A 23,786-nucleotide genomic window follows, 5' to 3' on the forward strand; every position below is an offset into this window, starting at 1 on the left:
GCAACCGATGTCAACACAATGCAACATCGGCTGTAGGATGCTCCCCTACCCATCTGAATTCCATGTCCAACTCCCTTGTCTGGCTGGCTCCGCACGAGCCCTTCCCCGGCGTCGAGCAGACCTGGGGCGAGGGCGATCCCATTCCCGGCTTGCTGGCGGCGGGCGGGCAGCTGGATGCCCAGCACCTGCGCAATGCCTATTGCCAGGGCATCTTCCCTTGGTTCAGCGCCGGGCAGCCGATCCTCTGGTGGTCGCCTGACCCGCGCATGGTGCTGCAGGTGCAGGACTTCAGGCTGCATCGCTCGCTGCGCAAGACGCTGCAGCGCTTTCGCGCCACGCCCGGCTGCGAGATCCGCATCGACTCCGCCTTCGAGACGGTGATGCGCCACTGCGCGCGCACCCCGCGCCCCGGCCAGGACGGCACCTGGATCGTGGAAAGCATCGTCCAGGCCTACAGCGAATTGCACCGCCAGGGCGATGCCCACAGCGTGGAGACCTGGATCGACGGCCAGCTGGTCGGCGGCCTGTATTGCGTGGCGCTGGGGCACGCGGTGTTCGGCGAATCGATGTTCGCGCATGCCACCGACGCCTCGAAGATCGCGCTGGCGGCGCTGGTCGCGCTGTGCCGCGCGCAGGGCGCCGCGCAGATCGATTGCCAGCAGGCCACGCCGCATCTGGCCTCGATGGGCGCGCGCACGATGCCGCGCAGCGAGTTCGTCGCGCAGGTGCAGGCGCAGCGCGCCCGGCCGCGCATGGATTGGCGCTTCGACGCCGTATACTGGGAGCGGCTGGGCCTCGCATGACGCAACTCAACGACCTCCCCCTTCAGGCATTGCAGTTCTATGCCACTGCCGCCTACCCCTGCAGCTACGTGGCTGGACGCATGGCCCGCTCGCAGGTCGCCACGCCCAGCCATCTGATACAGGACGCCGCCTATTCCGAATTGGTCACGCTGGGTTTCAGGCGCAGCGGCCTGTTCACCTACCGGCCCTACTGCGACGGCTGCCGCGCCTGCATTCCGCTTCGCGTGCTGGCGCACGAATTCCGCCCTGACCGCAGCCAGCGCCGCGCCATCGCCCAGCACCAGGCGCTGCAGGTCTCGATCGGCCGACTGGCCTTCAGCGACGAGCACTACCAGATGTACCTGCGCTATCAGCGCCGGCGCCACAGCGGCGGCGGCATGGATGAAGACCGCATCGACCAGTACACCCAGTTCCTGCTGCAAAGCCGCGTCAATTCGCGTCTCGTGGAATTCCGCGAACCGGCCGCGGATGATGCGCCCGGCGCGCTGAAGATGGTCTCGATCCTCGACGTGCTGGAGGACGGGCTTTCGGCCGTGTACACCTTCTACGAGCCCGAGGCGCGCGCCAGCTATGGCACCTTCAATGTGCTGTGGCAGATCGACCAGGCACGCGCGATGGGCCTGCCTTATGTGTATCTGGGCTACTGGATCGAGCACAGCGCCAAGATGGAATACAAGTCGCGCTTCCTGCCGCACGAGGTGCGCATCCATGAGGAGTGGCAGCGCGTCGACCGGGCGGAGCACGCCGCGCGCCGCGCCGCGCTGGCGTGAAGGCCGCCCGCCTGCGCGGGCGCGCGTGGGCAGGCGCTAGAATCCGACATTGCCGTCCATCTTCCGCATGATGAAAACGAATGAATCCGGCACGCCGGGCGCGCCCAGCGTCCAAGTCCTTGAACGCATGTTCACCCTGATCGACGTGCTGGCTTCGCGCGAGGAAGCGGTGTCGCTCAAGGAAATCAGCGAGAAGACCGGGCTGCACCCTTCCACCGCGCACCGCATCCTCAACGACCTGACGCTCGGCCGCTATGTCGACCGCCCCGAGTCGGGCAGCTACCGGCTGGGCATGCGCCTGCTGGAGCTGGGCAATCTGGTCAAGGCGCGGCTCAGCGTGCGCGAGGCCGCCATGGCGCCGATGCGCCTGCTGCACAAGCAGATCCAGCAGCCCGTCAACCTGAGCGTGCGCCAGGGCGACGAGATCGTCTATGTGGAGCGCACCTACAGCGAGCGCTCGGGCATGCAGGTGGTGCGGGCGATCGGCGGCCATGCGCCGCTGCACCTGACCTCGACGGGCAAGCTGTTCCTCGCCGCCGACGACCCGCAGCGCGTGCGCGCCTATGCCACGCGCACGGGCCTGGCCGGCAACACGCACAACTCCATCACCCAGCTCGGCACGCTCGAGCACGAGCTGGCCAAGGCCCGGCAATATGGCATCGCGCGCGACAACGAGGAGCTGGAGCTGGGGGTGCGCTGCATGGCAGCGGGCATCTACGACGACCAGGGCAAGCTGGTGGCCGGACTGTCGATCTCCGCGCCCGCCGACCGCATCGACGACGGCTGGCTGCCCAGGCTGCAGGCCACGGCCGCGGAAATCTCGATGTCGCTGGGATTTGCCGGCTGGCGCTCCACGCAGGGCATGCCGGCCAGCAGTACAGCTGGCTAAGCGCGCGATTTCGAAAAAGGCATAACCAAAGCCAGGGGCTTCGAGCAAGGGCCGCCCCGCAGTGAGGGCCCCGGTCCTGCGCCGACCCTACCCCCTCCACCGAAGGATGAGAGGGGGAAGCCGGGGCCCGCCTAGGGCGTAAGCGGCTCAGAGGGTCAGGGGGTGCTTTAGCCTTTGATCTTGTGGCTGGCGAGGGTTGCGGTCGCGCCGGCCTGGTTCTCGACCCAATGGCGCACGCGTTCCGCATCCGCCAGGCGGCTGAACTTGCCGGCCGAGTCCAGGAACACCATGATCAGCTTGCGGCCCGCGACCTCGGCCTGCATCACCAGGCACTGGCCGGCTTCGGAGATATAGCCGGTCTTCTGCAGGCCGATCTCCCAGGCCGGATTCTTCACCAGGCGATTGGTGTTGTTGTACTGCAGCGTGCGCGGGCCCTGCGCCACTTCATAGCCGGGCGAGGTGCTGAGCTCGCGCACCAGTGGATCGCCATGCGCGACGTTCACCAGGATCGCGAGGTCGCGTGCGCTCGACTGGTTGCGGCTCGACAGGCCCGTGGGCTCCACATACTTGGTGTCGACCATGCCCAGCAGCTTGGCCTTGACGTTCATCTGCGTCACGAAGGCCGCGAGGCCGCCGGGATAGGTGCGGCCCAGCGCGTGCGCGGCGCGGTTCTCGCTCGACATCAGCGCCAGATGCAGCATCTCGCCGCGCGTGAGCGTGGCGCCGACGCGCAGGCGCGAGCTGCTGCCCTTCTCGGTGTCGACGTCATCCTGGGTGATGGTCAGCATCTCGTCCATCGGCAGGCGTGCCTGGGAGATGATCAGCCCGGTCATGAGCTTCGTCAGCGAGGCAATAGGCAGCACCGCATGGTCGTTCTTGCTCAGCAGCACTTCATGCGTGTCCTGATCCACCACCAGCGCCACGCTGGACTTCAGGTCCAGCGGATCGGGGACTGCATGCAGGCCCGCCATCTGGCCAAAGGACTGGCGTGCGGGCGCATAGGCCACCGCACGCACCGGCGCGCGCGCGCTGCTGGCGACGGCGCGGGCCGCGACCGGTTGCTTGCGCGCCGAAGCCTTGGCCTTGACGACCTTGGCCGCGCGCGGAGCCTTGACCACCTTGGCCGAACGCGCGGGCTTGCTGGCACTGCTGGCCTGCTTCTTGGCGACTTTTTTCTCTGCGGCGTGGGCTCCCGGCAGGGCCAGGGACCAACTCAATGCGAGGACGGCTGAAACCTCGAAAATACGGGCCAGCGCGGTGCGGGGACGGTGGTGCATCCAAATGCTCCAAGCAGCAAAAGTATTAAAACAGCAAAGCCGAATCGAAAAAGTCGCACAACAGCAACAAGTTGCACGACTTTCATGAGAATGTGAGCGAGATTATAGGCCGGGGCTTTGACCTTGCGCTACCACCATTTTGCGCCGGTCAAGCAATTCCTGCAGCGTGCATGCAACGGCCGGAGCCAGCGTCCACTGCGCTGGCCCGGCCGCTGGGGGCTCAGATCATGCGAGGGATGCCACCGTGGAACGCGGCGCGCGCTCGAGGCCCGACACGATGGCGCTGATCGAGGCCGAGACGATGTTGGCATCCATGCCCACGCCATAGACCACATGCGCATCGTCGACGCGCAGCTCGACGTAGGCCGCGGCCTGCGCATTGGCGCCGGCGCTGACCGCATGCTCGGCATAGTTGAGCACGCGGATGCTGCGGCCCGTGGCTTCACTCAACGCGGCGACAAATGCATCGATGGGCCCCGTACCCTCGCCTTCGAGGCTGCATTTCTCCCCATGGACCAGGAATTCGCCGCTGATGGCCACCGTGCCGCTTTCGCCGCTGAGGCGGTACTGGGGACGAGCCGCATCCAGGCGGTATTCCTTCTGGAACAGGCTCCACAGGTCCTGCGCCGTCAATTCCTTGCCGCTGGCGTCCATCTCGCGCTGCACGGCCTGGCTGAACTCGATCTGCAGGCGGCGCGGCAACTGGAGGCCGTATTCGCTTTCCAGCAGATAGGCAATGCCGCCCTTGCCCGACTGACTGTTGACGCGGATCACGGCCTCGTAGCTGCGGCCCAGGTCCTTGGGGTCGATGGGCAGGTAGGGCATGTCCCAGACGTCGCCTTCCTTGTGCGCGGCAAAGGCCTTCTTGATCGCGTCCTGGTGCGAGCCCGAGAACGAGGTGTAGACCAGCTCGCCCACATAGGGATGGCGCGGGTGCACGGGCAACTGGTTGCAGTGCTCCACGGTGGCGCGGATGTCGTCGATGCGCGAGAAATCCAGGCCCGGGTGCACGCCCTGGGTGTACATGTTGAGCGCGACGTTGACCACATCGAGGTTGCCGGTGCGCTCGCCGTTGCCGAACAGGCAGCCTTCGAGTCGGTCGGCGCCGGCCATCAGCGCCAGCTCGGCCGTGGCCGTGCCCGTGCCGCGGTCGTTGTGCGGGTGCACCGACAGCACGATCGAGTCGCGGCGCTCGAGGTGGCGGTGGGTCCACTCCACCATGTCGGCAAACAGGTTGGGCGTCGAGTGCTCGACCGTGGTCGGCAGGTTGATGATGCACTTCTTCCCGGGCGTGGGCTGCCACACGGCGGTGACCGCGTCGATCACGCGCTTGGAAAAAGCCAGCTCGGTGTCCGAATACATCTCGGGCGAGTACTGGAAGGTCCACTCGGTGCCGGGATAGTCGGCGGCGATGTCCTGGAACAGCTGGGCGTTGCTGCGCGCGAGTTCGACGATCTCGTCCTCGCTCATGTTCAGCACCACGCGGCGCATCACCGGCGCGGTGGCGTTGTACAGATGCACGATGGCGCGCGGCACGCCGGCCAGCGCCTCGAAGGTACGGCGGATCAAGGGCTCGCGCGCCTGCGTCAGCACCTGCACCGTGACGTCGTCGGGGATGCGGTTCTCCTCGATCAGCTTGCGCATGAAGTCGAACTCGACCTGCGAGGCGGAGGGAAAGCCGACTTCGATCTCCTTGAAGCCGATGTCCACCAGCTGCTCGAACATGCGCATCTTGCGCGCGATGTCCATGGGCTCGATCAGCGCCTGGTTGCCGTCCCGCAGGTCCACGCTGCACCACACCGGAGGCTGGCTGATCACCGCGTCCGGCCAGGTGCGGTCGGCGAGGCGGACGGGAGGAAATGCGCGGTATTTGCTGGCGGGGTTCTGCAACATCTTGGCTCTTTCGGAAAATGGAAAAGGGGGTTGTGCACCAGCGATCCACAAAACAAAACGGCCCGTCGCTGGTGCTACGGGCCGTGAAGTAGGGGAATGCGCGCGCGCTACTAGATCTGCCCGGGGGACATGCTTAGTAGGGCTAGCGACAGGTTTTGCATGAGGTTCACTTTAGCACAAGTTCCTTGGAGCGGGTGCTTGAATTTCCCCCCGGGTCTTCCCGGAGGAAGCAGCTTCTCACTTGTGGAGGCCGCGTTCCTCGGGCTCGTCTTTCGACGTGCTGATGACGCTGGTCTGCAGCCCCTTCGTCTTGCGCCAGGCATAGACCGCATAGCCGCTGAAGCCATACAGCACGAACACGCCGAACAGCACCGTGGGCGCGTGGATGTTGATCACCGCGATGGCCAGCACGATCAGCACGATGGCGGCAAAGGGCACGCTGCGCTTCATGTGGATGTCCTTGAAGCTGTAGAAAGGCACGTTGGTGACCATGGTCAGGCCGGCATAGAGCGTCAGCGCGAACATGGCCCAGGTCAGCTGGGTCCAGGTGAGCCAGCCGTCGGCGCCGCGCAGCAGGCCGTAATCGCTGAGCAGCCAGATGAAGCCCGTGACCAGCGCCGCCGCGGCCGGCGACGGCAGGCCCTGGAAATAGCGCTTGTCGACCACGGCTGTGTTGACATTGAAACGCGCCAGGCGCAGCGCGGCGCAGGAGCAGTAGACAAAGGCCGCGATCCAGCCCCAGCGCCCCAGGCCCTTGAGCGCCCATTCATAGGCGATCAGCGCCGGCGCGACGCCGAACGACACCATGTCGGAGAGCGAATCCATCTGCTCGCCAAAAGCGCTTTGCGTGTTCGTCATGCGCGCCACGCGGCCGTCGAGGCTGTCGAGCACCATGGCGCTGAAGACGCCGATGGCCGCCAGGTCGAAGCGCCCGTTCATCGCCATGACGATGGCGTAGAAGCCGCCAAACAGCGCCGCCAGCGTGAACAGGTTGGGCAGGATATAGATGCCCTTGCGGCGCTTGCGCACCACCACGCCCGGGGTATCAATCAACTCGTCGCCGTCATGCATGTAATAAACCTCCACCGCTGGGCCCGTGCGCACGGGCCGTTGAAACCGTCATATATGAGAGGGAGCTCCGTCAGGGGCTCCGTGTGTGCTGCAGTGTACCCGGGTGTCCTGCGGGTACATGGATAAATATGGCTCCCACGGGCTGCAACTGGTGTAGGAGCCGTTCGTCCGTTCGCAGGAACGAAAAAGCCACCTTGCGGTGGCTTCGCATGACGACGGCAGAGCCCGGGCCCTGCTTCGCATCAGTTCTTGGTCTGGTCGACGAGCTTGTTCTTGGCGATCCAGGGCATCATCGCGCGCAGCTGGCCGCCGACCTTTTCGATCTGATGCTCGGCCGTGTTGCGGCGGCGGGCGGTCATGCTGGCGTAGCCGGTGCGGCCCTCCAGGATGAACATCTTGGCGTATTCGCCGTCCTGGATGCGCTTGAGCGCATTGCGCATGGCGACGCGCGACTCGGCGTTGATCACCTCGGGGCCGGTCACATACTCGCCGTATTCGGCGTTGTTCGAGATCGAGTAGTTCATGTTGGCGATGCCGCCTTCGTAGATCAGGTCGACGATCAGCTTGAGCTCGTGCAGGCACTCGAAGTAGGCCATCTCGGGCGCGTAGCCGGCTTCGACCAGGGTTTCGAAGCCCATCTTGATCAGCTCGACCGCACCGCCGCACAGCACGGCCTGTTCGCCGAACAGGTCGGTTTCGGTCTCTTCCTTGAAGTTGGTCTCGATGATGCCGGCCTTGCCGCCGCCGTTGGCCATGGCGTACGACAGCGCCAGGTCGCGGGCCTTGCCCGACTGGTCCTGGTGCACCGCGATCAGGTGGGGCACGCCGCCGCCCTGGGTGTAGGTGTTGCGCACGGTGTGGCCGGGGGCCTTGGGCGCGACCATCCACACGTCGAGGTCGGCGCGCGGCACGACCTGGTTGTAGTGCACGTTGAAGCCGTGCGCGAACACCAGCGAGGCGCCCTGCTTGATGTTGGGCTCGACGTTGTTCTTGTAGACGGCTGCGATGTCTTCATCGGGGAGCAGGATCATCACGACGTCGGCGGCCTTGACCGCGTCGTTGACTTCCATCACGTTCAGGCCGGCCTTCTCGACCTTGGGCCACGAGGCGCCGCCCTTGCGCAGGCCGACCACGACCTTGACGCCGCTTTCGTTCAGGTTCTGTGCGTGCGCATGGCCTTGGCTGCCGTAGCCGATGATTGCCACCGTCTTGCCCTTGATCAGGCTCAGGTCGCAGTCTTTGTCGTAGAAAACTTTCATGTTGGCTCCAGTGGATGGGTTCTTGGGGGTCAAAAAAGGGAAAAGGCAGATGTCACACGCGCAGGATGCGCTCGCCGCGGCCTATGCCGCTGGCGCCGGTGCGCACGGTCTCGAGGATGGCCGTGCGCTCGATGGCCTGCAGGAAGGCATCGTTCTTGGATTGGTCGCCGGTGAGCTCGATGGTGTAGCTCTTGTCGGTCACGTCGATGATGCGGCCTCGGAAGATGTCCACCAGGCGCTTCATTTCCTCGCGCTCCTTGCCCACGGCGCGGACCTTGACCATCATCAGCTCGCGTTCGGCGTAGGCGCCTTCGGTCAGGTCCACGACCTTCACCACCTCGATGAGGCGGTTCAGGTGCTTGGTGATCTGCTCGATGACGTCTTCCGACCCGGTGGTCTGGATGGTCATGCGCGACAGCGACGGATCTTCCGTCGGCGCCACGGTGAGGGACTCGATGTTGTAGCCGCGCGCCGAGAACAGGCCGACGACGCGCGACAGCGCGCCGGGCTCGTTCTCGAGCAGGACCGCAATGATGTGCTTCATGGGATTCCTCTTTTCGCCGCCCTCCCCCGCGCACGGTAATGCGCGGGCTTGGCGGACAATAGATTCGTCTAAGGGGAGCTGCCGCAAGGGCAGCCGGAAGTATGCGACAGCAGGGCCCGGGGCCCTGCCGCTCAGAGGTCGTCGCTGCCGAGCAGCATCTCCGTGATGCCCTTGCCGGCCTGGACCATCGGGAACACGTTCTCGGTGGGATCGGTGCGGAAGTCGAGGAACACGGTCCGGTCCTTGAGGCGGCGCGCCTCGCGCAGTGCCGGCTCCACGTCCTCGGGGCGCTCGATCAGCAGGCCCACGTGGCCGTAGGCTTCGGCCAGCTTGACGAAGTTCGGCAAGGCGTCCATGTAGCTATGGCTGTAGCGGCCGGAATACTCGATCTCCTGCCACTGGCGCACCATGCCCAGGTAGCGGTTGTTGAGCGAGCAGATCTTGATCGGCGTGTTGTGCTGCAGGCAGGTCGACAGCTCCTGGATGTTCATCTGCACCGAGCCTTCGCCGGTGATGCAGAACACCTCGGCGTCGGGCCTGGCCAGCTTCACGCCCATGGCGTAGGGAATGCCCACGCCCATCGTGCCCAGGCCGCCGGAGTTGATCCAGCGGCGCGGCTTGTCGAAGCGGTAGTACTGCGCCGCCCACATCTGGTGCTGGCCCACGTCGGAGGTGATGTAGGTGTCGGAGTCGCGCGTCATGTTGAACAGCGTCTCGACCACGTACTGGGGCTTGATGACCTCGGGGTTGCTGTTGTCGTAGCGCAGGCAGTCGCGCCCGCGCCAGCCCTCGATGGTGTCCCACCAGGCGGCCAGCGCACCGGCATCGGGGCGTGCCGAAGTCTCGCGCAGCATGGCGATCAGCTCGCCCAGGACGTCCTTGACGTCGCCCACGATCGGCACGTCGACGCGCACGCGCTTGGAGATCGACGAGGGGTCGATGTCGATGTGGATGATCTTGCGCTCGACCGACAGGAAGTGCTTGGGGTTGCCGATGACGCGGTCGTCGAAGCGCGCGCCCACGGCCAGCAGCACGTCGCAGCTTTGCATCGCGTTGTTGGCCTCGATGGTGCCGTGCATGCCCAGCATGCCCAGGTACTTGCGCTCGCTGGCGGGATAGGCGCCCAGGCCCATCAGCGTGTGCGTGACGGGCATGCCCAGCATGTCGACCAGCGTGCGCAGCTCGTTGCAGGCATTGCCCAGCAGCACGCCGCCGCCGGTGTAGATGTAGGGGCGCTTGGCGCTCAGCAGCAGCTGCAGCGCCTTGCGGATCTGGCCGCTGTGGCCCTTCTTGACCGGGTTGTAGGAGCGCATCTCCACGCCCTGCGGATAACCGGTCCAGGCGGCCTTCTTGAAGGACACGTCCTTCGGGATGTCCACCACCACCGGGCCAGGGCGGCCCGAGCGCGCGATGTGGAAGGCCTTCTTCATGGTGGCGGCGATGTCGCGCGCATCCTTGACCAGGAAGTTGTGCTTGACGATGGGGCGCGTGATGCCCACGGTGTCGCATTCCTGGAAGGCGTCGGTGCCGATGGATGCGGTCGAGGTCTGGCCGCTGATCACGACCAGCGGAATGCTGTCGGTATAGGCCGTGGCAATGCCGGTGACGGCGTTCGTCAGGCCAGGGCCGGAGGTCACCAGGGCCACGCCGACTTCGCCGGTGGCGCGCGCGAAGCCATCGGCGGCATGCACTGCGGCCTGTTCGTGGCGCACCAGCACGTGCTGGATGGATTCCTGCCGGTAAAGCGCGTCGTAAATATACAACACAGCGCCGCCCGGATAACCCCACAGATGCTGCACGCCTTCGGCCTGGAGCGATTTGACGAGGATCTCGGCGCCCATGAGCTCGGGAGGACGCGCGGAAGACGCTGCTGCGGCAGCGGAAGAAAGCTCTGCCCTGGAAATTTCCATGATCAACCTTTGTGAATTTCTCTAACGAAAAACCTTGGGTGCCCCTGGCCTGTGCCCTTGTGGGGCCGGTTTGGGACTTGAGGCCATGGTCATGGGCGAAATGTGTGGACGCCGGACCGAGACCCGTTTGCTTTTTTGATGTGCGCCCGGATTATCGCACTGCAGCAAAAGCTTGGGGGCCGCAGTGCGGCAAAATTATCCTGCGGTGCGATAATTCGCCCCGAGCCCAGGCTGGCGGGGACCCGGAACCGGGCGCGCCGCAGCCGCCCTTCTTCCCGTTTTCGTCGCGCCAGGCTGACCTCTTTGGCAACCGAACAAGAACTATCGCAATTTCTCAAGGATGTGGAAAAACGCGCTTTCAAGCGCGCGCTCTACCATGTCCGCGACGAGGAGGCGGCGCTCGACATCGTGCAAGACAGTATGCTCAAGCTGTCGCACCATTACGGGGACAAGCCGCGCGCCGAGCTGCCGATGCTGTTCCAGCGCATCCTGTCGAACTGCACGCTGGACTGGTTCAGGCGGCAGAAGACACGCAATGCGGTGTTCACGCGGATGAGCGATTTCGAGCCCGAAGGGGACGACGGCATGGACTTTGATCTGCTGGAGTCCTATGCTGGCGACGCAAACGAGGAAACCGTGCAGAGCGCCGAGGAACAAACGCAGCGCGCACAGACTCTACAGAGCATAGAAAAAGAGGTACAGGAGCTGCCACCACGTCAACGGGAAGCATTCCTGATGCGTTATTGGGAGGAAATGGATGTCGCAGAGACGGCAGCCGCCATGGGTTGTTCGGAAGGCAGTGTCAAGACGCACTGCTTTCGTGCCATTCAGACCCTCAGCAAGGCACTGAAGGCCAAAGGAATCCAGTTATGAACATTGCAGCATCACCTTCGCTCGAGCAGGCCGCCGACCGCTTTGCGCGCCGCGTCACTGCGCGTCTGAGCCAAAACAACGAATTGCTCGCGTACGACATCAGCGAGCGGCTGCGCGCCGGGCGCGAACGCGCGCTGTCCGAGCGCCGCCGCGAGGTGCAGGTGCACCAGCGCGCGCCCGCCGTTGCGGTGCAGCACCAGGGCGGCGTGGCCACCCTGGGCGGGCCCGGCCGGCAAAGCTGGTGGCGCAGCGCACTGACGGCGGCGCCGCTGGCCGGGCTGGCCATCAGCCTGGCAGTGTTCATCACCTCGCAGACCGATCTGGGCATGCACGAGGTGGCCGAAGTCGACGCCGCCCTGCTCACTGACGACCTGCCGCCCTCGGCCTACGCCGACCCCGGCTTCGTGCAGTTCATCCAGACAGCGCCTTCGGGATCCACGCTCTGATTCCCTTGCCCGAGATATTGCGGTTGCATGCCCCCTGTCCAGCGCACTGAATCGAGCAGCCCCGTCGGCGTTGCGCTGGCCTCGGCGATACTGCTGGCGCTGGCGCTGCTGGCCGGCTGGATCGTGCCGCTGGTGCGCCAGGCCCCCAGCGCGCTGCCGATGCCTGCGGTGGCGCAGGCACCTGCGCCCGGCTCCGATGCGCCGCGCAATGGCCTGTCGCAGCGCCGCCTGCTGGCCTCGGGCCCGAACTGGGGCGAGCTCAGCGCCGCGCAGCAGCGCGTGCTGCAACCGCTGGAGAAGCGCTGGTCCTTCATGGGCGAGGTGCAAAAGAACCGCTGGATGGTGCTGGCCGACAGCTTCGACACCCTGCCTGCGACCGAGCAGCTCAAGCTGCGCGACCGCATGGTGTCCTGGGCCAGCCTGAGCGCACAGCAGCGCAGCCAGGCGCGCCTCAATTACGCCATCACGAACCGCATGGCGCCCAAGGACAAATGGGCGCAGTGGGAGGCCTACCAGGCGCTGACCGAAGAAGAAAAGCGCGCGCTGGCGGCCAAGGCCGCGGCCGCGCGGCCCGTCGGCGCCGCCCCCGCGCTGCGCCCGGTGCCGGCCAAGAAGCTGGCGCGCGTGCCCGCGGCGACGGCCGGCGGCGGCAACGTCGCCAACCTGCCGAAGATTCCGCGTCCGGCGCCGCAGCCCACCCACCACATCGCGGCGCCGGCCCCGGTGCCCCCGCCGCCGCCTGCGGTCGTCGTCGAGACCCGGCCGGTGCCCATGCCCAACGTCGTGGAGACGGCGCCGGTGAACCTTTCGACCGCCACGGCGCTGCCCCTGCCGCCGCTGGCGCCGCTGGGTGGCGAGGTCCCGGCTGCGCCAGCGGCCTCCGAACCGCTGGCACCGTGACGCAGCCCCTGCCGCCCACCCCCAGCCTGCGCCGGCGCATGGCCTGCTGGCTCTATGAAGGGTTGCTGCTGTTCGGCGTGGTGTTCATTGCCGGCTATCTTTTCGGCACGCTGAGCCAGACGCGCCATGCCCTGGACAACCGTCATCTGCTGCAAGCCTTCGTGTTTGTCGTGTTCGGCATCTATTTCACCTGGCTCTGGTCCAAAGGCCAGACGCTGGCCATGAAGACCTGGCATATCCGCGTCACCGACCGGGCCGGCCGGCCGCTGACCCAGGGGCGGGCGCTGCTGCGCTATCTGCTGAGCTGGCTCTGGTTCCTGCCGCCGCTGACGGTGATCGGCCCCTTCCATCTGCCCGCCGGCGAGACCGCGGTGCTGATGCTGGGCTGGATCGCGGTCTGGGCGCTGCTCAGCCGCCTGCACCCACAGCGCCAGTTCCTGCACGATGCGCTGGCCGGCACACGGCTGGTGCACGATGCGCCTGGCGAAGCCCGCGCGCGCCTCAAGCAGCGCAAGGCCGATGGCCTGGCCTGAGCCGGACTGCAGACGCATGCAGCTGGAAAGCAACCCGCAGAAAAGCCGCAGCGGCCTGCAGCGCATCTGGCATGCGGGCGGCTATTCGCTGCAGGGGCTGCGCGCGGCCTGGGGCGAGAAGGCCTTTCGCACCGAGGCCGTGTGCGCAATCTGCCTGCTGCCGCTGGCGCCCTGGCTTGCGCGCAGCTGGAGTGAGGGCATACTGCTGGTGGGCTCGGTGGTGCTGGTGCTGATCGTCGAGTTGCTCAACAGCGCCATCGAAGCCGCCATCGACCGCATCGGCCCCGAATGGCATGCGCTGTCCAAGCGCGCCAAGGACATGGGCAGCGCGGCGGTGCTGCTGGCGCTGCTGCTGTGCGCGGGCACCTGGCTGTCCGCCCTTTACCTAAGATTCCTATGACGAAACCTTCGACACCCGCTTTCTCCCTCTGCGTCTATTGCGGCTCGCGTCCCGGCGTGGATCCGCGGTTCGCCGAAGTCGCCACCCAGGTCGGCACCTGGATCGGCGAACATGGCGGGCAGCTGGTCTATGGCGGCGGCCGCTCCGGCCTGATGGGCACGGTAGCCGAGGCCACGCGCCGCGCGGGCGGCCGCGTGGTCGGCGTCATTCCCCAGGCATTGGTCGACAAGGAGCATGCCAACCGGGCCTGCGACGAACTGTACATCGTGCAGACCATGCACGAGCGCAAGGCCATGATGGCCGAGCGCGCCGATGCCTTCCTGGCGCTGCCCGGCGGCATCGGCACCTTCGAGGAACTGTTCGAGGTCTGGACCTGGCGCCAGCTGGGCTACCACGACAAGCCGATCGGCGTGCTCAACGCCGCGGGCTATTACGACAATCTGCTCACTTTCCTGGCCTCCAGCGTGCAGAGCGGGCTGATGGGGGAGTGGCAGATGGGACTGATCGAGACGCAGACGGATGCCGAGGTGCTGCTGCCGAATCTGGTCGAGGCGGCGGGGACTGCGCGGGAAACCAGAGCGCTGCGGGCGGTGATTTGAGCATTTAGGCCTGTCTCACCACGCGGAGCACGCCCCAAAGCGCCCTTCGACAAGCTCAGGGCGAACGGTATTTGGGGAGTTGAATTCAGGGGAGGTGAACCGTTCGTCCTGAGCCTGCCTCGGCGGCCCCGTCGAACGATGGACGTCCTGCGCTCGGGATACCGTGACGCATGCCTGGCATGGTGCAGGTTCATAAGGCTACAACCCACCGATCCTGCAAACCTCAAGTCCAGGATTCAAATCGCCGAAGCGTCCAGGTCCCCCGTCCGAATCCGCACTACCCGCTCCACCGGCGTGACAAAGATCTTGCCGTCGCCGATCTTCCCGGTGCGCGCCACGTTGACGATCGCATCGACGCAGCGCTCGACGTCCTCCGTCTGCACCACGACCTCGATCTTCACCTTGGGCAGGAAATCCACGACATATTCGGCGCCGCGGTAGAGCTCGGTGTGGCCCTTCTGGCGGCCGAAGCCCTTGACCTCGGTGACCGTGAGGCCGGTGACGCCGCAATCGGCCAGTGCCTCGCGCACTTCCTCGAGCTTGAAGGGCTTGATGACGGCGGTGATCATTTTCATGGGAACTCCTGGATGTGGGAATGCATGGGCGCCCGGCCTTGCGGCATCAGGCGCGGAAGCGGTTGGTGATCGGGTAGCGCCAATCCTTGCCGAAGCTGCGGCGCGTGAGGCGCGGGCCGATCGGCGCCTGGCGGCGCTTGTGTTCGTTGATCTGGATCAGGCGCGTCACGCGCTCGACATCGGCGGCGGCAAAACCCGCGGCCACGATGTCCTGCACGGACTCGTCATTTTCCATGTATCGCTGCACGATGGCATCGAGCACTTCATAAGGCGGCAGACTGTCCTGGTCTTTCTGATCGGGGCGCAGCTCGGCGCTGGGCGGGCGCGTGATGATGCGCTCGGGAATCGGGTTGCTGCCGGTGCCGAAGGGATCGTGCGCATTGCGCCAGCGCGCCAGCGCGAACACCTGGGTCTTGACCAGGTCCTTGATCACCGCGAAGCCGCCCGCCATGTCGCCGTAGAGCGTGCAGTAGCCCGTCGCCATCTCGCTCTTGTTGCCCGTGGTGACGACCAGCGAGCCGAACTTGTTCGACAGCGCCATCAGCAGCGTGCCGCGGATGCGTGCCTGCAGGTTCTCCTCGGTCGTGTCTTCCGCCCGGCCCGCGAAATCGGTGGCCAGCGCGGCCTTGAAGGCCTCGAACTGCGGCGCGATGGAAATCTCCTCGTAGGCCACGCCCAGGCGCGCGGCCATGTCGCGTGCATCGATCCAGCTGATATCGGCCGTGTAGGGCGAGGGCATCATCACCGTGCGCACCTTGCCTGCACCCAGCGCGTCGACGGCAATGGCCAGCACCAGCGCCGAGTCGATGCCGCCCGACAGCCCCAGCAGCACGCCGGGAAAACCGCTCTTGCCCACGTAGTCGCGCACGCCCAGCACCAGCGCGCGCCACAGCTGCTCGTGGGTGCCGGCCAGCGGCTGGAGCTCGCCTTGCAGCGCAACGCCTGCGGCCCCGGCAGTCACCTGCACGCTCGCCAGGCATTCCTCGAAGCCCGCGGCGCGCGCCACCACCGTGCCCTGCGCGCTCATGGCAAAGGAGTGGCCATCGAACACCAGCTCGTCCTGGCCGCCGACCATGTGGGCATAGATGGCCGGCAGGCCGGTTTCCTGCACGCGTTCGCGCAGCACCGACTCGCGCACCTGCTGCTTCTCGCCGTGGAAGGGCGAGGCATTGATCACCGCCAGCAGCTGCGCACCGGCTTCGGCCGCCTGCCGTGACGGGCCGGGCACCCACGCGTCCTCGCAGATCAGCAGGCCGACGCGCACTCCGTCGATGTCGATGACGCAGGGCGCCTGCCCCGGCAGGAAATAGCGCAGCTCGTCGAACACCGCGTAGTTCGGCAGCGCCTGCTTGGAGTAGCTGCTCTCGATCACGCCGTCGCGCAGCACGCTGGCCATGTTGTGGCACAGCCCGGCGCCCGCCGCGCGCTGCGGATGACCGAGGACAATGACCAGGCCCGTGAGCCCGGCCGTCTCCCGTGCTACGGTATGCACCGTTTGCTCGCAGGCGTCGAGAAATGCCGGACGCAGCAGCAGGTCCTCGGGCGGGTAACCGCACAGCGCCAGCTCGGGCGTGAGCAGCAGGCGCGCGCCGGCCGCATGCGCGGCGCGCGCGGCTTCGATGATTTTTTGCGCATTGCCAGGCAGGTCGCCCACAACAAAATTGCGCTGAGCAGTGCAGATGGAGAACGTCATGGATAGAAATCTGGCCGGCAAGGCCCATTGCAAAAGCGCTGGCCCGCGGGCCCGGGACAAGGGGAGCAGGCATGGATGAAGCTGCAATTATCACCCGCGTGTTCACCGAGGTGCAGCAGATCCCCGCGCCGGCCTGGAACGCGCTGCTGGCGCGGCAGCCCGTGCCCACGCCTTTCATGCGCCATGAGTACTTCGCGGCATTGGAATCGAGCGGCAGCGCGACGCTTGCAACCGGCTGGCAGCCCTGCTTCGTCACGCTCTGGGAGGGCGATGCGCTGATTGCCGCCTGCCCGGTGTACGCCAAGAACCACTCCTCGGGCGAATACGTCTTTGACTGGGCCTGGGCGCGTGCCTATGCCGAGCATGGCCTCGACTACTACCCCAAGGCGGTGATCGCGGTGCCGTTCACACCCGTGCCGGGCACGCGGCTGCTGGCGCGCGATGCCGCCACGCGCGCGCTGCTGGCGCGGACCGTGCGCCGCTGGGTCGAGGCGCAGGATGGCTGGTCTTCCCTGCACGCGCTGTTCACGGAGGACGCCGATCTGGCCGCCTGCCGCGCCGACGGCTGGATGCAGCGCGGCGGCGTGCAGTTCCATTGGACCAACAGTGCCGCCGATACACGCCAGCCGCTGCGCGACTTCGAGCACTTCCTGGCGCAGCTGCAGCAGTCCAAGCGCAAGAAGATCCGCCAGGAGCGGCGCAAGGTGGCCGAGGCCGGCGTGGTGTTCCGCGCGCTGCGCGGCGCCGAGATCGGAACCGAGGACTGGGACTTCTTCTACCGCTGCTACGAGCGCACCTATCTGGAGCATGGCAACGCGCCCTACCTGTCGCGCGAATTCTTCGGCGCCATGGCCGCGCAGATGCCGGAGCACTGGCTGCTGTTCATCGCCGAGCACGCAGGCCGGCGCATCGCCGCCAGCCTGATCGCGCTCAATGCAGAAGCCGCGGGCGGCCGCGTGGAAGGCAGTGTCGCCTACGGCCGCTACTGGGGGGCGCTCGAGCGCGTCGACTGCCTGCATTTCGAGGCCTGCTACTACCAGCCCATCGCATGGTGCATCGCGCAGGGCATCGCGCGTTTCGAGGGCGGCGCGCAGGGCGAGCACAAGATGGCGCGGGCGCTGCTGCCCACGCCCACGGCCAGCGCCCACTGGATTGCCCACCCGGCATTTGCCGATGCCGTGGACCGCTTCCTGGAGCGCGAGGGCAGCGGCGTGCAGGCCTATCTGGAGGAACTGCACGCGCACAGCCCGCTGCGTCTGGCGCCGCCGCTTCAGAGCAGCGCAGCGGCGGCTGCCTGAGCTGCGGCCCGGGTCAGAAGCTTTCCCAGTCGTCGCTGGCTTCGGCGCCGCGGGCCTGCGGCGCGCGCGCAATGCGTGGCGCGGGGGCGGCGGGCTTGGGCGCCGGCTTGGGCGCCGGCATGACCCGCGCGGCCGGGCGTGGCACCGTGGCGCCCGGCGCGACGGCGCCCGGCGCGGCGGGCGCGGCTGCGGGCATGGGCCCGCGCGCCTGCGCGCCCTGGGCCAACTGGAACACCGCCACCGCATCGACCAGCTCCTGCGCCTGGCGCTTGAGGCTGTCTGCCGCCGCCGCGCTCTGCTCGACCAGCGCCGCATTCTGCTGCGTCGCCTGGTCCATCTGCGTGATAGCCTCGCCCACCTGCGCCACGCCCGTGCTCTGCTCGCTGCTGGCGGCGCTGATCTCGCCCATGATGTCGGTGACGCGGCGGATCGCACTCACCACCTCGGTCATGGTCTCGCCCGCGCGGTCCGCCTGCTGCGTGCCCTGCTCGACGCGCTCGACGCTGGCCGTGATCAGCGCCTTGATCTCCTTGGCCGCCTCGGCGCTGCGCTGCGCCAGACTGCGCACCTCGCTGGCCACGACCGCGAAGCCGCGGCCCTGCTCGCCGGCGCGCGCCGCCTCGACGGCCGCGTTCAGCGCCAGGATGTTGGTCTGGAAGGCAATGCCGTCGATCACGCCGATGATGTCGGCGATCTTGCGGCTGCTGTCGTTGATGCCCTTCATGGTGCCGACCACCTGGGCCACGACGTCGCCGCCCTGCACCGCCACCGTGGAGGCATTGAGCGCCAGCTGGTTCGCCTGGCGCGCGTTGTCGGCGTTCTGGCGCACGGTGGAGCCCAGCTGTTCCATCGAGGCGGCGGTCTGCTCGAGCGCGCTGGCCTGCTCCTCGGTGCGGCCCGACAGGTCGCTGTTGCCCGAGGCGATCTGCGCGCTGGCCGTGGCCACGGCCTCGGAGCCGCCGCGCACGTGCGCCACGATGCTGCGCAGGTTGTCCTGCATGCCGGCGAGGCCGCGCAGCATCTGCGCGGTTTCGTCGTCGCCCTGTGCGTGGATCTCGGAGGTCAGGTCACCCTTGCGGATGGCGTCGGCGACCTCGGCCGCGCGGTGGATCGGGCGCGTGATCGAGCGCGTGGTCAGCGTCGCCAGCAGCAGGCCCAGCAGCAGGGCCAGTCCGGCGCCCACGGCCAGCGCGATCTGGCTTGCCGTGGCCGAATCGGCCGCGGCGGCCTGCACCTCGGCCAGCGTCCTGGCGGCGTCATCGGACACGTTGGTCACGGCCCTGAGATAGCTTTGCGCCAGGGGGCGCAGCTGTTCATCCAACGCCTGCGTGATGTCTTCGCCCTGCGCCTGGCGTTGCTGCAGCTGCGTGCGCAGATCCGAATAGGTCTTGCGTTGCTTGGCGACCTCGGCCATCAGCGCCTGGGCCTCGCTGTCCTGCGTCATCTCATTGAGCTGCTTCAGGGTCTTGTTGACGAACTCCGTCGAAGCCGCCATGTCCTTGCGCAAAGCCGCCTGATACAGCGGATCGCGGCTTTGCATCAGCGACGAGGTGCGCACCCAATTGATATCGATGGACGATGCCCAGCGCTGCGACAGCAGGCTGCGCTGCATTTCCACCGTGGCAATGGCCTGGTTGGCATCCTTGAGCACCTCCAGGCGCCATGCGCCCAGGCCGGCAAGGACCGCAGTGATCAACAAAAGCAACGAAAAAGCCAGCGTGAGGCGGGTGCCGATCTTCAGATGAGCGTAGCGCATGGTTCCTGTCTCTGTGGAAGCGCCCCGGTATTGCAAAGCAGTCCAGGGACAATGTAATAAAATGTATCAAGCGCGTGGCGCTGTGTGCAGGTGCCAGGCGCAAAAGCAACGCAAACCGGACCTGCCGGCACAGCGTTTTCAGGCGACGGCGGCCTTGAGCAACCCCATGTCGGCCGAGCTCAGCAGCGCCTCGATGTCCATGACGATCAGCATGCGCTCGTCCACATTGGCAATGCCCTTGATGAAGGCCGCATCGACCTGCGACTGGAACTGCGGCGTGGGGCGGATCGCATCCAGCGCCAGATTGACCACGTCGGCCACCGAGTCGACCACTACGCCGAGCACGGTATCGGCGACATTGAGGATGATGACGACGGTGAAGGGCGTGTACTCCACGGTCGGGCAGCCGAGCTTCATGCGCAGGTCGACGATGGGCACGATGACGCCACGCAGATCGACCACGCCCTTGATGAAATCGGGCGCATGGGCAATGCGCGTGGGGGTTTCATAGGAGCGGATTTCCTGCACGCGCAGGATGTCGATGCCGTACTCCTCCTGGCCCAGCTGGAAGGTCAGGAATTCGGCGCGTGCCACCTGGGCCGTGGCCTGGCTGCGCGAGCGCTGCGCGCCGGAAGAGGAAAAATTCGAAAGCATGGGAGCTCCCTGGAATGGGGTTCGCCGCGATGCGGCAGTATCTGCATCACCTGCGTGATGGCGTGGAGAAAAGGGCTCGGTGGAAAGCGCCGCGGGCGCCAGCCCAACCGAATTACATATTGTCACTAAAACCGGGCGCGGCCGCGCAAAGAACTTTGCGCGGCACGGGCTTCAGAAGCTTTCCCACTCGTCTTCCGCGGCCTTGCGTAGCGCGGGTGCCGGGGCAGCAGGCGCCGGAGCAGGCGGCTGCGCCGCGGGGGCCGGTGCAGCCAGAGGCGCCGCAGCGACCCGCGGGGCGCGCGCCGGGGTCCGTGGCGCCGCGGGCAGGCCACTGGCACGCGCGCCCAGGCGCTGCGCCGCGGTGGCCGCAGTGTCCATGGACGCAAGCGCGCGCGCCTGCGCGCCCTGGGCCAACTGGAACACCGCCACTGCATCGACCAGCTCCTGCGCCTGGCGCTTGAGGCTGTCTGCCGCCGCCGCGCTCTGCTCGACCAGCGCCGCATTCTGCTGCGTCGCCTGGTCCATCTGCGTGATAGCCTCGCCCACCTGCGCCACGCCCGTGCTCTGCTCGCTGCTGGCGGCGCTGATCTCGCCCATGATGTCGGTGACGCGGCGGATCGCACTCACCACCTCGGTCATGGTCTCGCCCGCGCGGTCCGCCTGCTGCGTGCCCTGCTCGACGCGCTCGACGCTGGCCGTGATCAGCGCCTTGATCTCCTTGGCCGCCTCGGCGCTGCGCTGCGCCAGACTGCGCACCTCGCTGGCCACGACCGCGAAGCCGCGGCCCTGCTCGCCGGCGCGCGCCGCCTCGACGGCCGCGTTCAGCGCCAGGATGTTGGTCTGGAAGGCAATGCCGTCGATCACGCCGATGATGTCGGCGATCTTGCGGCTGCTGTCGTTGATGCCCTTCATGGTGCCGACCACCTGGGCCACGACGTCGCCGCCCTGCACCGCCACCGTGGAGGCATTGAGCGCCAGCTGGTTCGCCTGGCGCGCGTTGTCGGCGTTCTGGCGCACGGTGGAGCCCAGCTGTTCCATCGAGGCGGCGGTCTGCTCGAGCGCGCTGGCCTGCTCCTCGGTGCGGCCCGACAGGTCGCTGTTGCCCGAGGCGATCTGCGCGCTGGCCGTGGCCACGCCTTCGGCGTTGCTGCGCACGCTGTTGACGGTCTGCGCCAGGCTGCCCTGCATGCGCTGCAGGGCTTCGAGCAGCTCGCCCATTTCATCGCGGCTGCCCGATTCGATCGACTGCGACAGGTCGCCCTGCGCGATGTGGTTGGCGGCATCGACCGCCTGGCGCACCGGCCGCACCACCGCGCGCGTCACCAGCGCACCAAAGAAGGCTGCGATCAGCGCGCTCAGCGCCACGCCGGCCGCGAGCCAGATCAGCGCCGTGTCATAGACTTCGGCTGCCGCCTGCTGGGCGCTCTTGGCGCGCTCGCGGCTCAGCCGGTTGAGCCGGCCGATGGTCTCGGTCAGGGCCGTGAACGCTGCTTCCGAAGCGCCGCTGTAGAGATTGCTGACGTCATCGCCCAGCAGGGAATCCTGTTCGCCCAGGCTGTAATCCTTGTTCCTGGCGGCCTGCAGCAGGGCCTGGTGGCTGTTCATGTAGTTGTCGCGCTCCGTGCGGTACTGCGACATCAGCGCGCGTTCCTCCTCGTCATGCTCCGCCGATTCATAGGAACGCTCCGCCGCCTGCACCAGCTCGATGACCGCGGTCGTACGCGATGCGATGCCCGAGACTTCCTCCAGGCTCTTGGCAGCTGCCACCCCGGCGTCCATGCGCCGCAGGCGGTTCCATTGCACGCGGATATCGCCAGTGTCGGCCACGCTCTGCAGCGCGTGACCGCCCAGGAAGCGCGTCGTGGCATCGATGTTCTTCATCTGCCACAGCGCCAGGCCACCCACGGCGACCGTCAGCAGCACCAGCAGAAAAAATCCCAGGCCCAGTTTGACGCCCAGGCGCATATCAGCCAATTTCATGTGCATCTCTCTTTTGTTGAATGCTGCCATCCCTCCACCCCCGCGCACTGCGCCCGGGGTGCCCCAATCAAAACAGCGTGCTGCCATTGCTGGCAACACGCTGTGAACTCAACGCCGGGGACCTGGCCCGGCCCCCGGCGCAAGGCGCGTGCAACGCGCCATCAGCCCTGGTAGTTGGCGATGCCGTCGGCCACTTCCTTCTTGGCCGCGTCCACGCCCTGCCAGCCCTGGACCTTGACCCACTTGCCCTTTTCCAGGTCCTTGTAGTGCTCGAAGAAGTGCGAGATCTGCGCCAGCGTGATCTCGGGCAGGTCCTCGATCGATTCGATCTTGGCGTACTGCGGCAGGATCTTGGCGGTGGGCACGGCCAGCACCTTGCCGTCGATGCCGGCTTCGTCTTCCATCATCAGGATGCCCAGCGCGCGGCAGGGGACGACCACGCCCGGGGGCAGCGGGAAGGGGGTCATCACCAGCACGTCCACCGGGTCGCCGTCGCCCGACAGCGTCTGCGGCACGTAGCCGTAGTTGGTGGGGTAGTGCATGGCGGTGGTCATGAAGCGGTCGACGAAGATCGCGCCCGACTCCTTGTCCACTTCGTATTTCACGGGATCGGCGTTCATCGAGATTTCAACGACCACGTTGAAGGTGTCGGGAGCGTTCTTGCCGGGGGAGACTTTGTCGAGGGACATGATGGGTAGGGAGTTGAATGGAACGAAGCGCGCGAAGCGGCTTGGCCGTGATTCTAGGCGCAGCCTCGAAGCCTGCCGGCAAATAGGCCCGCACATGCGGCGGGCACCCGCTGCATTTGCGCCATCAGGGTTTCCCTGCAGCGGCGAAAACGCGCCGGCATGCGTCAATAGTGCCGTGCCCTTTTACCGCCCCGCCTGCAGCGATGCCCACACCCGTGCCACCGCCCTCCTTCTCGCCGCTGCTGCCCGAGCATCTTCCCATCCTGCGTTCGGGCCGCTGGTTCCACGGACTGCCCAGGCCGCTGGCGCAGCAGCTCGCGCAGCTGGCGCGCGTGCGGTGCCTCGCGCCTGGCGAGGCCGTGTTCCGGCGCGGCGATCCGCCGGACGGGTTGCATGCGGTGCTGCGCGGCACGCTGCGCATGTCCGGCGCCGGCACGGGCGCCCGCGCGCGCGGCACGCTGCTGATGCTGCTGGAGGCGCCGTCATGGTTTGGCGAGCCATCGCTGTTCGACCAGTCCCCGCGTGCACATGACGTGATTGCGGTCCAGGGCAGCAGCGTGCTGCAGGTGCCGCAGGCGCCGCTGCTGGACTGGCTGCAGCAGCACCCCGAGCACTGGCGGCCGCTGGCGCTGCTGGTGACGCTCAGGCTGCGCCAGGCCCTGGCCATGCTGGAAGACCAGGCCACGCTGGCCGCGCCCCAGCGGCTCGCGCGCTGGCTGGTGTCGCTGGCGCTGGACCACGGCCAGCGGCTGGACAGCACGCAGTCGCGCCGCGTGCTGCACCTGTCGCAGGAGCAGCTGGCGCACATGCTGGCGCTGTCGCGCCAGACCACCAACCAGATGCTGCAGGAGCTGCAGCAGCGCGGCCTGCTGCGCCTGCACCGCGGGCGGCTCGAAATCCTGGATCTGCCCGGCCTGCGCGGCATCGCCCTCGCCGAGCCGCACTGAAGGCGCCCGGGTGCTTGCCTGCCGGGC

The 23,786-nt window shown here is 67.0% G+C and carries 23 protein-coding genes; 11 read left to right on the forward strand and 12 right to left on the reverse strand.

Annotated elements, in window-relative coordinates; genetic code table 11:
* Positions 1 to 62: 62 nt before the first annotated feature.
* The 3 genes from aat (at position 63) to M9799_RS02450 (ending at position 2,462) form a co-directional block, all read left to right on the forward strand.
* Positions 63 to 803, forward strand: a complete 741-nt coding sequence (aat, locus tag M9799_RS02440) for a leucyl/phenylalanyl-tRNA--protein transferase (protein WP_231044351.1) — start codon at positions 63 to 65, stop codon at positions 801 to 803.
* The gene (locus M9799_RS02445) at positions 800 to 1,573 is read left to right on the forward strand and encodes an arginyltransferase (protein ID WP_231044350.1); all 774 of its coding nucleotides are present in this window, start codon (positions 800 to 802) and stop codon (positions 1,571 to 1,573) included. Before aat ends, M9799_RS02445 begins: the two co-directional genes overlap by 4 nt.
* A 70-nt stretch (positions 1,574 to 1,643) precedes the next feature.
* Positions 1,644 to 2,462 carry an IclR family transcriptional regulator gene (locus tag M9799_RS02450; RefSeq protein WP_231044485.1) on the forward strand — a complete coding sequence of 273 codons (819 nt, stop codon included), beginning with the start codon at positions 1,644 to 1,646 and terminating at the stop codon, positions 2,460 to 2,462.
* Positions 2,463 to 2,629: 167 nt separating this feature from the next.
* Here M9799_RS02450 and pbpG read toward each other — a convergent pair whose 3' ends face one another.
* The 6 genes from pbpG to M9799_RS02480 form a co-directional block, all read right to left on the reverse strand.
* Positions 2,630 to 3,739 (reverse strand): D-alanyl-D-alanine endopeptidase, encoded by a 1,110-nt coding sequence (pbpG, locus tag M9799_RS02455; protein WP_231044349.1) that lies wholly within the window; start codon positions 3,737 to 3,739, stop codon positions 2,630 to 2,632.
* Between the two features lie 225 nt (positions 3,740 to 3,964).
* Positions 3,965 to 5,632 (reverse strand): 2-isopropylmalate synthase, encoded by a 1,668-nt coding sequence (gene leuA / locus M9799_RS02460; protein ID WP_231044348.1) that lies wholly within the window; start codon positions 5,630 to 5,632, stop codon positions 3,965 to 3,967.
* Between the two features lie 237 nt (positions 5,633 to 5,869).
* The gene (gene pssA, locus M9799_RS02465) at positions 5,870 to 6,703 is read right to left on the reverse strand and encodes a CDP-diacylglycerol--serine O-phosphatidyltransferase (protein WP_231044347.1); all 834 of its coding nucleotides are present in this window, start codon (positions 6,701 to 6,703) and stop codon (positions 5,870 to 5,872) included.
* A gap of 242 nt (positions 6,704 to 6,945) precedes the next feature.
* A complete protein-coding gene (ilvC, locus tag M9799_RS02470) occupies positions 6,946 to 7,962 on the reverse strand; it encodes a ketol-acid reductoisomerase (protein WP_231044346.1) in 1,017 nt (338 codons plus the stop codon).
* Positions 7,963 to 8,014: 52 nt separating this feature from the next.
* Positions 8,015 to 8,506 (reverse strand): acetolactate synthase small subunit, encoded by a 492-nt coding sequence (gene ilvN, locus M9799_RS02475; protein WP_231044345.1) that lies wholly within the window; start codon positions 8,504 to 8,506, stop codon positions 8,015 to 8,017.
* 131 nt (positions 8,507 to 8,637) lie between these two features.
* A complete protein-coding gene (locus M9799_RS02480; protein ID WP_231044344.1) occupies positions 8,638 to 10,416 on the reverse strand; it encodes an acetolactate synthase 3 catalytic subunit in 1,779 nt (592 codons plus the stop codon).
* A gap of 303 nt (positions 10,417 to 10,719) precedes the next feature.
* Here M9799_RS02480 and M9799_RS02485 point away from each other — a divergent pair, with 303 nt between their 5' ends.
* Genes M9799_RS02485 through M9799_RS02510 form a run of 6 tightly spaced genes read left to right on the forward strand, consistent with a single transcriptional unit; the run spans position 10,720 to position 14,167 of the window.
* Positions 10,720 to 11,289 (forward strand): RNA polymerase sigma factor, encoded by a 570-nt coding sequence (locus M9799_RS02485; RefSeq protein ID WP_231044343.1) that lies wholly within the window; start codon positions 10,720 to 10,722, stop codon positions 11,287 to 11,289.
* Positions 11,286 to 11,735 (forward strand): DUF3619 family protein, encoded by a 450-nt coding sequence (locus tag M9799_RS02490; RefSeq protein ID WP_231044342.1) that lies wholly within the window; start codon positions 11,286 to 11,288, stop codon positions 11,733 to 11,735. Before M9799_RS02485 ends, M9799_RS02490 begins: the two co-directional genes overlap by 4 nt.
* 27 nt (positions 11,736 to 11,762) lie before the next feature.
* Positions 11,763 to 12,635, forward strand: coding sequence for a DUF3106 domain-containing protein (locus tag M9799_RS02495; protein ID WP_231044341.1), 873 nt, complete (start codon positions 11,763 to 11,765; stop codon positions 12,633 to 12,635).
* A 38-nt stretch (positions 12,636 to 12,673) separates the two neighbouring features.
* Positions 12,674 to 13,168, forward strand: coding sequence for an RDD family protein (locus M9799_RS02500; RefSeq protein WP_231044484.1), 495 nt, complete (start codon positions 12,674 to 12,676; stop codon positions 13,166 to 13,168).
* Between the two features lie 16 nt (positions 13,169 to 13,184).
* Entirely contained in the window at positions 13,185 to 13,568 is a 384-nt protein-coding gene (locus M9799_RS02505) for a diacylglycerol kinase (protein ID WP_231044340.1), read from the forward strand.
* Positions 13,565 to 14,167 (forward strand): LOG family protein, encoded by a 603-nt coding sequence (locus tag M9799_RS02510; RefSeq protein WP_231044339.1) that lies wholly within the window; start codon positions 13,565 to 13,567, stop codon positions 14,165 to 14,167. The genes M9799_RS02505 and M9799_RS02510 overlap by 4 nt, the downstream gene beginning before the upstream one ends.
* Before the next feature lie 236 nt (positions 14,168 to 14,403).
* On the opposite strand, the gene M9799_RS02515 is transcribed toward M9799_RS02510, so the two are convergent.
* Together M9799_RS02515 and M9799_RS02520 are read right to left on the reverse strand one after the other, a co-directional pair.
* Entirely contained in the window at positions 14,404 to 14,742 is a 339-nt protein-coding gene (locus M9799_RS02515; RefSeq protein ID WP_231044338.1) for a P-II family nitrogen regulator, read from the reverse strand.
* 46 nt (positions 14,743 to 14,788) lie between these two features.
* Positions 14,789 to 16,435 carry an NAD+ synthase gene (locus M9799_RS02520; protein WP_231044337.1) on the reverse strand — a complete coding sequence of 549 codons (1,647 nt, stop codon included), beginning with the start codon at positions 16,433 to 16,435 and terminating at the stop codon, positions 14,789 to 14,791.
* Positions 16,436 to 16,506: 71 nt separating this feature from the next.
* Between M9799_RS02520 and M9799_RS02525 the strand changes: the two genes are divergently transcribed.
* The gene (locus M9799_RS02525; RefSeq protein WP_231044336.1) at positions 16,507 to 17,733 is read left to right on the forward strand and encodes a GNAT family N-acetyltransferase; all 1,227 of its coding nucleotides are present in this window, start codon (positions 16,507 to 16,509) and stop codon (positions 17,731 to 17,733) included.
* Between the two features lie 13 nt (positions 17,734 to 17,746).
* Here the strand turns inward: M9799_RS02525 and M9799_RS02530 are convergent, their stop codons facing one another.
* From M9799_RS02530 to ppa, 4 genes are all read right to left on the reverse strand, one after another.
* Positions 17,747 to 19,489 carry a methyl-accepting chemotaxis protein gene (locus tag M9799_RS02530; RefSeq protein WP_231044335.1) on the reverse strand — a complete coding sequence of 581 codons (1,743 nt, stop codon included), beginning with the start codon at positions 19,487 to 19,489 and terminating at the stop codon, positions 17,747 to 17,749.
* Positions 19,490 to 19,627: 138 nt separating this feature from the next.
* On the reverse strand, positions 19,628 to 20,143 hold the full coding sequence (locus tag M9799_RS02535) for a chemotaxis protein CheW (RefSeq protein ID WP_231044334.1): 516 nt from the start codon (positions 20,141 to 20,143) through the stop codon (positions 19,628 to 19,630).
* 171 nt (positions 20,144 to 20,314) lie between these two features.
* Positions 20,315 to 22,123, reverse strand: a complete 1,809-nt coding sequence (locus tag M9799_RS02540; RefSeq protein ID WP_231044333.1) for a methyl-accepting chemotaxis protein — start codon at positions 22,121 to 22,123, stop codon at positions 20,315 to 20,317.
* A gap of 161 nt (positions 22,124 to 22,284) precedes the next feature.
* On the reverse strand, positions 22,285 to 22,812 hold the full coding sequence (gene ppa / locus M9799_RS02545) for an inorganic diphosphatase (RefSeq protein ID WP_231044332.1): 528 nt from the start codon (positions 22,810 to 22,812) through the stop codon (positions 22,285 to 22,287).
* 203 nt (positions 22,813 to 23,015) lie between these two features.
* Between ppa and M9799_RS02550 the strand changes: the two genes are divergently transcribed.
* Positions 23,016 to 23,759 carry a Crp/Fnr family transcriptional regulator gene (locus M9799_RS02550; RefSeq protein WP_231044331.1) on the forward strand — a complete coding sequence of 248 codons (744 nt, stop codon included), beginning with the start codon at positions 23,016 to 23,018 and terminating at the stop codon, positions 23,757 to 23,759.
* Positions 23,760 to 23,786 lie beyond the last annotated feature (27 nt).

Source organism: Comamonas endophytica (assembly GCF_023634805.2).
In the GTDB taxonomy this organism is placed as follows: Bacteria; Pseudomonadota; Gammaproteobacteria; order Burkholderiales; family Burkholderiaceae_C; genus Comamonas; species Comamonas endophytica.

What these genes read in the sequence shown, in the direction of transcription:
- aat (WP_231044351.1), top strand. Translation starts at nt 63, where the DNA reads ATGTCCAACTCCCTTGTCTGGCTGGCTCCGCACGAGCCCTTCCCCGGC.
- M9799_RS02445 (WP_231044350.1), top strand. Translation starts at nt 800, where the DNA reads ATGACGCAACTCAACGACCTCCCCCTTCAGGCATTGCAGTTCTATGCC.
- M9799_RS02450 (WP_231044485.1), top strand. Translation starts at nt 1,644, where the DNA reads ATGAAAACGAATGAATCCGGCACGCCGGGCGCGCCCAGCGTCCAAGTC.
- pbpG (WP_231044349.1), bottom strand. Translation starts at nt 3,739, where the DNA reads ATGCACCACCGTCCCCGCACCGCGCTGGCCCGTATTTTCGAGGTTTCA.
- leuA (WP_231044348.1), bottom strand. Translation starts at nt 5,632, where the DNA reads ATGTTGCAGAACCCCGCCAGCAAATACCGCGCATTTCCTCCCGTCCGC.
- pssA (WP_231044347.1), bottom strand. Translation starts at nt 6,703, where the DNA reads ATGCATGACGGCGACGAGTTGATTGATACCCCGGGCGTGGTGGTGCGC.
- ilvC (WP_231044346.1), bottom strand. Translation starts at nt 7,962, where the DNA reads ATGAAAGTTTTCTACGACAAAGACTGCGACCTGAGCCTGATCAAGGGC.
- ilvN (WP_231044345.1), bottom strand. Translation starts at nt 8,506, where the DNA reads ATGAAGCACATCATTGCGGTCCTGCTCGAGAACGAGCCCGGCGCGCTG.
- M9799_RS02480 (WP_231044344.1), bottom strand. Translation starts at nt 10,416, where the DNA reads ATGGAAATTTCCAGGGCAGAGCTTTCTTCCGCTGCCGCAGCAGCGTCT.
- M9799_RS02490 (WP_231044342.1), top strand. Translation starts at nt 11,286, where the DNA reads ATGAACATTGCAGCATCACCTTCGCTCGAGCAGGCCGCCGACCGCTTT.
- M9799_RS02495 (WP_231044341.1), top strand. Translation starts at nt 11,763, where the DNA reads ATGCCCCCTGTCCAGCGCACTGAATCGAGCAGCCCCGTCGGCGTTGCG.
- M9799_RS02500 (WP_231044484.1), top strand. Translation starts at nt 12,674, where the DNA reads ATGGCCTGCTGGCTCTATGAAGGGTTGCTGCTGTTCGGCGTGGTGTTC.
- M9799_RS02505 (WP_231044340.1), top strand. Translation starts at nt 13,185, where the DNA reads ATGCAGCTGGAAAGCAACCCGCAGAAAAGCCGCAGCGGCCTGCAGCGC.
- M9799_RS02510 (WP_231044339.1), top strand. Translation starts at nt 13,565, where the DNA reads ATGACGAAACCTTCGACACCCGCTTTCTCCCTCTGCGTCTATTGCGGC.
- M9799_RS02515 (WP_231044338.1), bottom strand. Translation starts at nt 14,742, where the DNA reads ATGAAAATGATCACCGCCGTCATCAAGCCCTTCAAGCTCGAGGAAGTG.
- M9799_RS02520 (WP_231044337.1), bottom strand. Translation starts at nt 16,435, where the DNA reads ATGACGTTCTCCATCTGCACTGCTCAGCGCAATTTTGTTGTGGGCGAC.
- M9799_RS02525 (WP_231044336.1), top strand. Translation starts at nt 16,507, where the DNA reads ATGGATGAAGCTGCAATTATCACCCGCGTGTTCACCGAGGTGCAGCAG.
- M9799_RS02530 (WP_231044335.1), bottom strand. Translation starts at nt 19,489, where the DNA reads ATGCGCTACGCTCATCTGAAGATCGGCACCCGCCTCACGCTGGCTTTT.
- M9799_RS02535 (WP_231044334.1), bottom strand. Translation starts at nt 20,143, where the DNA reads ATGCTTTCGAATTTTTCCTCTTCCGGCGCGCAGCGCTCGCGCAGCCAG.
- M9799_RS02540 (WP_231044333.1), bottom strand. Translation starts at nt 22,123, where the DNA reads ATGAAATTGGCTGATATGCGCCTGGGCGTCAAACTGGGCCTGGGATTT.
- ppa (WP_231044332.1), bottom strand. Translation starts at nt 22,812, where the DNA reads ATGTCCCTCGACAAAGTCTCCCCCGGCAAGAACGCTCCCGACACCTTC.
- M9799_RS02550 (WP_231044331.1), top strand. Translation starts at nt 23,016, where the DNA reads ATGCCCACACCCGTGCCACCGCCCTCCTTCTCGCCGCTGCTGCCCGAG.